Source organism: Blautia sp. CAG:257, assembly GCF_000433815.1.
Taxonomy (GTDB): domain Bacteria; phylum Bacillota; class Clostridia; order Lachnospirales; family Lachnospiraceae; genus Blautia_A; species Blautia_A caecimuris.
In genome coordinates, this window is the sequence record NZ_HF999005.1 from 1 (window position 1) to 8027 (window position 8027).

The window sequence follows — 8027 nt, forward strand, 5'->3', positions numbered from 1 at the left end:
CTATCATTGAATACAGAACTCGTCTCTGTACCGGTTTCAGTCCGTCCCGGACATCCGGCAGCGCTCGTGAGGCGATTACACTCATGGCATAATCTATATAAGATTTTTCCATGGTCTTCTGCAGATCCACCTCATGCACTTTATCAAAAATATTGTCTTCCATTTTTTATTCTCCTAGATATCCAGATTTTCTACAAATCTTGCGTTCTCTTCGATAAATTCACGTCTTGGCTCTACCTTATCTCCCATCAGAGTTGTAAAAGTAAGGTCTATCTCCGAGGTTGCGGATTCATCCATTGTCACTCTCAGAAGGATTCTCTTTTCAGGATCCATAGTTGTCTCCCAAAGCTGGTCCGCATCCATTTCACCAAGACCTTTGTAACGCTGGATCTTATTATTATTGTCGCGGCCTATTTCCTCCAGAATACGGTTCAGCTCCGCATCATCATAGGCATACCATACCTTTTTATTTTTTTCGATTTTATAAAGAGGCGGCTGCGCCAGATAAACATATCCCTGTTTAATAAGCTCAGGCATAAAACGATACAGGAACGTAAGAAGAAGTGTTGCAATATGCGCGCCATCTACATCGGCATCTGTCATGATGATGATCTTGTGATAACGAAGCTTACTGATATCAAAATCTTCGTGGATTCCTGTTCCAAAAGCTGTGATCATAGCCTTGATCTCTTTATTTCCGTAAATTTTATCTAAACGGGCTTTTTCAACATTGAGGATTTTTCCTCTTAGGGGAAGGATTGCCTGTGTTGCACGGTTTCTGGCTGTTTTTGCAGAACCACCCGCAGAATCTCCCTCTACAATATAGATCTCACAGTTTTTCGGATCCTTATCTGAACAGTCTGCCAGCTTGCCGGGAAGCGCCATACCGTCAAGGGCTGATTTTCTTCTGGTAAGATCTCTGGCTTTTCTGGCTGCCTCACGGGCTCTCTGAGCAAGAACAGACTTTTCCACTGTCGCTTTTGCCACAGTTGGATTCTGCTCCAGAAAAATCTCCAGCTGTCTGCTGACAATAGAATCAACAGCGCCTCTGGCCTCGCTGTTGCCCAGCTTCTGTTTCGTCTGTCCCTCAAACTGAGGCTCCTCGATTTTTACACTGACAATAGCAGTCAGACCCTCACGGATATCATCACCGCTTAAGTTTGGCTCGCTGTCTTTCAGAAGCTTGTTTTTCCGGGCATAATCGTTAAATGTCTTTGTCAGAGCATTACGGAAGCCCACGATATGAGTTCCGCCCTCCGGAGTATTGATATTATTTACGAAACCATAGGTATTTTCTGTATAGGAATCATTGTGCTGCATGGCAACCTCTACCACAACGCCGTCTTTCTCACCTTCACAATATACAACCTCAGGATAAAGAGCTTCCTTGCTTCTGTTCAGATAAGTAACAAACTCCTGAATTCCTCCCTCATAGTGGAAAGATTTTTCTTTTTTTGACTCTTCTCTGTCGTCTCTGAGAATGATCTTCAGCCCTTTTGTAAGAAAAGCCATCTCACGAAGGCGCTGCTTGAGAATATCGTAATCATAAACAGTTTCTTCAAAAATTTCTTTATCAGGTAAAAAGGTTACGGTTGTTCCTGTATATTCAGGCGAACAGTCTCCCACAACCTTCAGAGGATACATGGTGTGTCCTCTTTCATATCTCTGTTTGTATTCTTTTCCCTCTTTAAAAATAGAAACCTCAAGCCATTCAGAAAGTGCGTTTACAACAGATGCTCCGACTCCGTGAAGTCCTCCTGATACCTTATATCCTCCGCCGCCGAATTTACCGCCTGCATGAAGGATGGTAAATACCACCTCAACTGCAGGAATTCCCGCTTTATGGTTGATTCCTACCGGAATACCTCTTCCGTTATCTACAACTGTAATTGAATTATCAGGATTGATCGTCACCTGAATTTCCGTACAAAATCCTGCCAGCGCTTCATCCACCGCATTATCCACGATTTCATATACAAGATGATGCAGGCCCCTGCTTGACGTACTTCCAATGTACATTCCCGGTCTTTTTCTTACAGCTTCCAGTCCTTCCAGAATCTGAATCTGATCCGCTCCGTACTCTGTATTCTCTCCGCCCATTTGCGTCCTCCTGTCATTCTATATTTATGGCATCAACAGGCATACAGAAATCCTGCACCCACTGATAAATAGACATAGTAATACTAATTTATTATAACACAAAATGGGGGTGCTTTCCATTAAATTTGCGCAAAACGCTGAAAAAAGCTATATCTTTCAGTGAACCACTCCCCAAATGCAGAGTAAATATTCTCAACACATCTGAGAGAATTCACATAAGACATAGCTCTGTTTTTATAAATCCATATTCAAGCTCAAAATCCTGTTTTTCTGTTTAAAATTCTATTAATTTACACCTTTTCTGAAAGCAATCCAAACTCCTTCAGTAATTTCTTTTGATAATTTCTGTCCTCTGATGCCCTTTTTACATCATCAATCCGTCCTTCCTCCAAAAGTATAGATGTCAACTTGTTTATTTGTACAGCATTCTCTTCTATTTTTTGTGCCGTTTCTTCATCTCTTGCCTTCTGGGCCTCATCCATAAGCTTCTGAACCCGGTCAGGCATAATTTCCATAAATAACTCTTCTAATGCTTCACACATAAGCACATCTCCCTCTTTAAATTTGTCTTTATTGGCTTTTACTATCATGTTCATGGCAGAACGATACAAAGTGTTATCCAGATTTCCGTTATACTCTCCTAAAATTTGACGAATCATATTTTCATTATCCAGATGATTTGTCAGACTTCGAAGCCAAAGATTTCTGTTCGGATCCAGTTCTGATATAACAATAAGCTGAACAGGAATCACATCACCATTTACATAATAAATTCCAGATTCAATTTTCTGAATTCTATATTTCCTTTCAAGTTTTAAATGATTCATCAGTTTTCTGGGATATTTACTACATACCAGAGAGATTGTCAAATCCTGAATCTGAATCATATTTACTGCTCTGGCATCAGCTTTATAAAAACAGGCATACCCATAAACTTTATAAAAATCATCAATGCTAAGATAGTCATCTGGACTCTTGTATTCAATAATATTATGCTTTCGAAAAATTCTTCCGATATTTTTATGTATCATTTTCCCATCTTCTTTTTTAATTACCAGAACATCTATTTCCATAGGTTTTGTTCCCAGTTGATGCTCATTCTCAAAAATCAGACTGTCTGCATCTTCCTGCAGTTCAATCTGAATATCTGCAAAAAATGCAGGGTGCCACTGCAAAACTGTTTTATCTTGCTTTCTGGCATTCTCTCTGTCCTTATTCATATAGAACCTCCTTAAGATCTCTCAGGAGTTTCCCCCGATATAAACTCCTGCCTCTGTAATGGGTAGTAAAGCAAGAATTTTCCGGAAAGACAGATCTGTCATCTGCTATATGAAATGTAATTAAGAATAAAAAAGAAAATGTTGCTCTGTTTTTATCTTAGCATTATAAAAATCAATCTGCAACAGAAGAATTTGCTATATTTTGTCGATTTTATATCTCAATTTCACTGTTTTCCTGTAAACAAAAAGAATGCCGTACTATGATAAAATCATTCATACAGCATTCCCTTTCATATTTATGCTTTTATTCAATAATAAATAGCTTCTATTTCTCTCCATTTACCAGATACTGATAAATCTCTCTTTTACTTACTCCCCGGTCCTTTGCCACCTGCTTCATGGCATCTTTCCGGGAAAGCCCCTTACTTTCATAAATCTCCATATGCTCCTCTATGGAAATCTCCTCCCAGGAGGCTTCTGCCTCTTTTTTCAGCTCCTGGCGGCTTTTGCCTTCAATTACAAGCACACACTCTCCAAGAGGCTTTTCGTTCTCATAACAGGCGATCAGCTGGTCTATGGTTGTACGAAAAGCAGTCTCATGCTTTTTGGTAAGCTCCCTGCAAAGTGTTATTCTTCTGTTTCCAAGGGTTTCTTTAAGATCCTTCAGGGTCTTCACCAGCTTATGGGGGGCCTCGTAAATAATAATGGTTCTTGTTTCATCCACAAGCTCCTGAAGCACCTCTCTGCGCTCTTTTTTGTCCATGGGAAGAAATGCCTCAAATGCAAATCTTCTTGTAGGAAGTCCGGACAGCGTAAGGGCTGTAATACAGGCAGCAGGTCCCGGAAGCGAAGTGACTTCAATTCCAGCTTCATAGCACATGGCCGCAAGCTCTTCTCCCGGATCTGAGATTCCGGGAGTTCCTGCATCTGTAATAAGGGCAATATTCATTCCGCCCTGCATTTTTTCTATCAGAGTATGCGCCTTTTCAATTTTGTTATATTCATGGTAACTGGTCATAGGTGTTTTTATGTCAAAGTGATTCAGAAGCTTGATGCTGTTTCTGGTATCTTCCGCAGCAATCAGATCGACTTCCTTTAAGGTCCGGAGAACTCTGAGCGTAATATCCTCCAGGTTTCCGATTGGGGTTGCACATAAATATAATTTTCCGCTCATATTCATTCTCCGCTCCTTGTAGTTTAAGATTTTATTTACAGTATCTGTAAATTTAAAAACTGTTTTATCATTTTTTAATAAACATATAAATCATGAACTTTTAAAGTCCTATCAAGCTTACTGTCAGTTTGCGCTTAACTTCCCGACAAATTATTTTAATATTTAAAATAATTAGCCAGAAGTTAATAAATATCATCATCTATACAAAACCGGATTTCTGTTCCGATTCTTGCCCGATTCTGGATTTACACTCCGGGTCCGTATATTTTCAGTATTTCTTCTGTATACACGCCCGGCTTCTCATACACAATCAATGGTTTTTCCACTGTAATTCTTGAATTGCCGCCTTTTAAGGCCTCAATAAGAACCATATTCGGTTCCCGGTCTTTAAAGGGATAAACAAGCTGCATTCTTTTTGGTTCCAGCTTGTACCTGGTAAGTACCTGAAAAATTTCCACCAGCCGAAACGGTCGGTGTACCATGTAAAAACGTCCTCTGTCCTTTAAAACTTTTGCAGCCTGACTGACCACATCTTCCAGAGTACAGAGGATTTCATGTCTGGCAATTGCTTTTGCCATATAGGGATTCTGCAGCCCGTGCTGTCCGATCATATATGGCGGATTGCTTGTTACTGCATGAAAAGAAGCTGCTCCGAAAATTTCAGCAGCCTCTTTAATATCACCACAGACAATATCAATGTCCTGTTCCAGATTGTTATAAGCTACGCTTCTCTGCGCCATTTCGGCACATTCCTCCTGTATCTCCAATCCGGTAAAATGCTCTCCCGGTGTCTTCGACTTCAGAAGAACAGGAATAATTCCTGTGCCGGTTCCCATATCCAGAACACGCTCATCTTTTTTTATTTTTGCAAAGCCGGATAACAGAACCGCGTCCATTCCAAAACAGAATTTTTCCGGATTCTGGATCACATAATACCCATTTTGGAGATCATCCACACGCTCTCCCGGCTTTACCAGACTGTCCCGCAGATTATTTTCCATGAGATTTGGAATCTCCTTCTTTATCTTCCAGCCGTTCCAGTTCTTTCATTTCCTTTTCGGAAATCTTTACTTTTTTCTTTCTGGGACGGAATTTTAATTCTTCTACCGGATACTCCTGAATTTCCTTTTCATCATTAACTTCAACAATTACCTTCACCAGCTGTCTCAGTACATTGACGCTGTGGACGGTTCCCTGAAGACCGTCAGGCAGGGTCACGGTATCTCCTGTTCCCGGCAGCTTTTTGTTCAGCTCCTCATAGGTTTCCTGCTCATTCTTCAGACAGCACATCAGTCTTCCGCATACTCCGGAAATTTTTGTCTGGTTCAGAGAAAGATTCTGCTCTTTTGCCATCTTGATCGATACCGGAGCAAACTCAGAAAGATACGTATGACAGCACAGGCATCTTCCGCAGATTCCGATTCCTCCCAGGATTTTTGTCTCATCACGGACGCCGATCTGACGAAGTTCAATTCTTGTTTTAAAAATAGCTGCCAGATCTTTTACAAGCTGACGGAAATCAATTCTTCCGTCTGCAGTGAAATAAAACAGAACTTTGTTGTTATCAAAGGTATATTCTGCATCGATCAGTTTCATTTCCAGACCATGATCCCTGATTTTTTTCTGGCAGATTTTAAACGCTTCTTTTTCTTTCTGACGATTCTGCTTTTCTCTTTCTTCATCTTCAGAAGTTGCCACGCGAAGGACTTCTTTCAGAGGATGGATCACCTCATCCTCTCCCACTTCCTTTGGCCCAAGCACTACTCTTCCGAACTCTATGCCTCTTGCAGTTTCAACGATCACATGATCGCCGATTTTCATTTTATATTCTTTTGGGTTAAAATAATATATTTTTCCGACATTCCGGAATCTGATACCTACTACTTTTGTCATTCTATCTCTCCCTGATCGTCAGGAACAACAGCTCAAGCGCAAGCTCAAAGTTTACATTGGCACGGAGACGTACTTTTGTTTTTTCCAGTGCCTCCAGGATTTTTTCCAGATTCTCATAGGAGCGCTGACTGGCCTGTTCCTTGATATAATTAATTTCCTGCTTAAATACCAGATTATCAATCTCTCTGGTCGCCTTAAACATCAGGACATCTCTGAACCAGAACTGGAAAATATCCAGATAATCGTCGATACTTTGTTTTTCTCCGGATAAAAGTTTAATTTCATCCGCCAGCTCATAAACCTCCATAGAATTTGCATTTTTCAGGATTTTCAGAGCATTTTGTGTAATATTGGAAAATTCCTCCGAGGTAGCTGCCTCCTTTGCTTTTCCTATACTTCCCTGTGCAAAGCTTGCATCTATCTCTGCCTGATAATCCGGCACGTGAAGACGTTCCATCAGATATTTTTTTACAAGGCTGTCATCCACAACCTTCAGATCCAGTCTGACGCAGCGTGACTGAATGGTCGGCAGCATTGCATCTGCATTGCTTGTAAGCAGCATGATCACCGCATACTCAGGCGGCTCCTCAATGGTTTTTAAAAGAGCGTTCTGAGCCTGTACTGTCATAAGCTCTGCATCCGGGATAATATAAATTTTGTGGGGACTGCAGTATGGTTTCACCGCTACATCATAAATTACCTGTTCTCTGATCTCATCAATACTGATTGTTCCCGGTTTTTCATGATTTACCATAATAATATCAGGATGATTCTTGCCCATAGCCTTTTTGCATGAATCGCATTTCTGGCAGGGCTCTGTTCCGCCTGTCTCACACTGAAGCGTCATCGCATAGGTTGTTGCAAGAAGTTTTTTTCCTGATCCGGGTCTTCCGGTAAAAATATAAGAATGGGAAACCTTCCCTGTTTTCATTGCATTCTTTAAATGCCTGATAATCTCTTCGTGTCCAATAATATTATTAAAACCAGCCATTCAGAATCACCTCACTTTTTCGCGTTTATCTTTATCCTGATAAATCACATTATATCATATTTTGTCTGTTAATAAAAAGTGTTTTTGCTTATGTCACAGATTTTATATATTTTATAATATTTCTGACACAATTATCCAGATCATCATTTTCGAACCGGATCCGGATACCTGCTGCAAGGATATTCTCCTCCGAAAAATCCTCCTGATCTGCCAGAAACCTGCGGCACATTTCTGCATACCTGGGATTTTCCTGCTGCTTCTCCCTGATAAGCGCCCTCTGAAGCCGTTCTCCGTCCTCTACCTGAATATATATCGGGCAGACTGTTTCCTCCCCGTAATATTCTTTCATTTTACGGTAGGATTCCAGAGTTCCGATCCCCAGATAATCTGTTCCCTGTGGATTGATCTGTCCGTCATCTGCAGTAAAATAAGTCCAGATTCCGTGAACCGTATGATAAGCTCTTGATTCAATCAGCCTGTTGGTTTTCCTGAATTCCTCCAGCCTGTTTTCATCTGTAAAATAATATTCTCTGCCGTTTTCTTCGCCTGCCCGTATGGGGCGTGTGGTATAAAGCACCAGTCTTTTCAGTCCAAGGCTCTCGTCTTTGGAAAGAATGGAGTAAATCCTGTCCTTACCGGAAGCACTCTT

8 protein-coding genes are annotated in these 8027 nt (G+C 40.8%); all 8 read right to left on the reverse strand.

Annotated elements, in window-relative coordinates:
• The coding region (locus tag QVP40_RS13830; protein WP_288200294.1) for a DNA gyrase subunit A at nt 1-163 on the reverse strand (163 nt) is incomplete at its 3' end.
• Between the two features lie 11 nt (nt 164-174).
• On the reverse strand, nt 175-2100 hold the full coding sequence (gene gyrB / locus QVP40_RS02905; RefSeq protein ID WP_022067005.1) for a DNA topoisomerase (ATP-hydrolyzing) subunit B: 1926 nt from the start codon (nt 2098-2100) through the stop codon (nt 175-177).
• Nucleotides 2101-2390: 290 nt separating this feature from the next.
• Nucleotides 2391-3173, reverse strand: a complete 783-nt coding sequence (locus tag QVP40_RS02910) for a 3-isopropylmalate dehydrogenase (RefSeq protein ID WP_287575537.1) — start codon at nt 3171-3173, stop codon at nt 2391-2393.
• 472 nt (nt 3174-3645) lie between these two features.
• The gene (gene rsmI / locus QVP40_RS02915; protein ID WP_288200281.1) at nt 3646-4494 is read right to left on the reverse strand and encodes a 16S rRNA (cytidine(1402)-2'-O)-methyltransferase; all 849 of its coding nucleotides are present in this window, start codon (nt 4492-4494) and stop codon (nt 3646-3648) included.
• A 245-nt stretch (nt 4495-4739) separates the two neighbouring features.
• A complete protein-coding gene (locus tag QVP40_RS02920) occupies nt 4740-5495 on the reverse strand; it encodes a tRNA1(Val) (adenine(37)-N6)-methyltransferase (RefSeq protein ID WP_022067008.1) in 756 nt (251 codons plus the stop codon).
• On the reverse strand, nt 5485-6387 hold the full coding sequence (locus tag QVP40_RS02925; RefSeq protein WP_022067009.1) for a PSP1 domain-containing protein: 903 nt from the start codon (nt 6385-6387) through the stop codon (nt 5485-5487). Before QVP40_RS02925 ends, QVP40_RS02920 begins: the two co-directional genes overlap by 11 nt.
• Before the next feature lies 1 nt (nt 6388).
• Complete coding sequence (locus QVP40_RS02930; protein ID WP_022067010.1) at nt 6389-7378, reverse strand: DNA polymerase III subunit; 990 nt, start codon at nt 7376-7378, stop codon at nt 6389-6391.
• An 88-nt stretch (nt 7379-7466) separates the two neighbouring features.
• The coding region (locus QVP40_RS02935) for a guanylate kinase (protein ID WP_288200283.1) at nt 7467-8027 on the reverse strand (561 nt) is incomplete at its 5' end.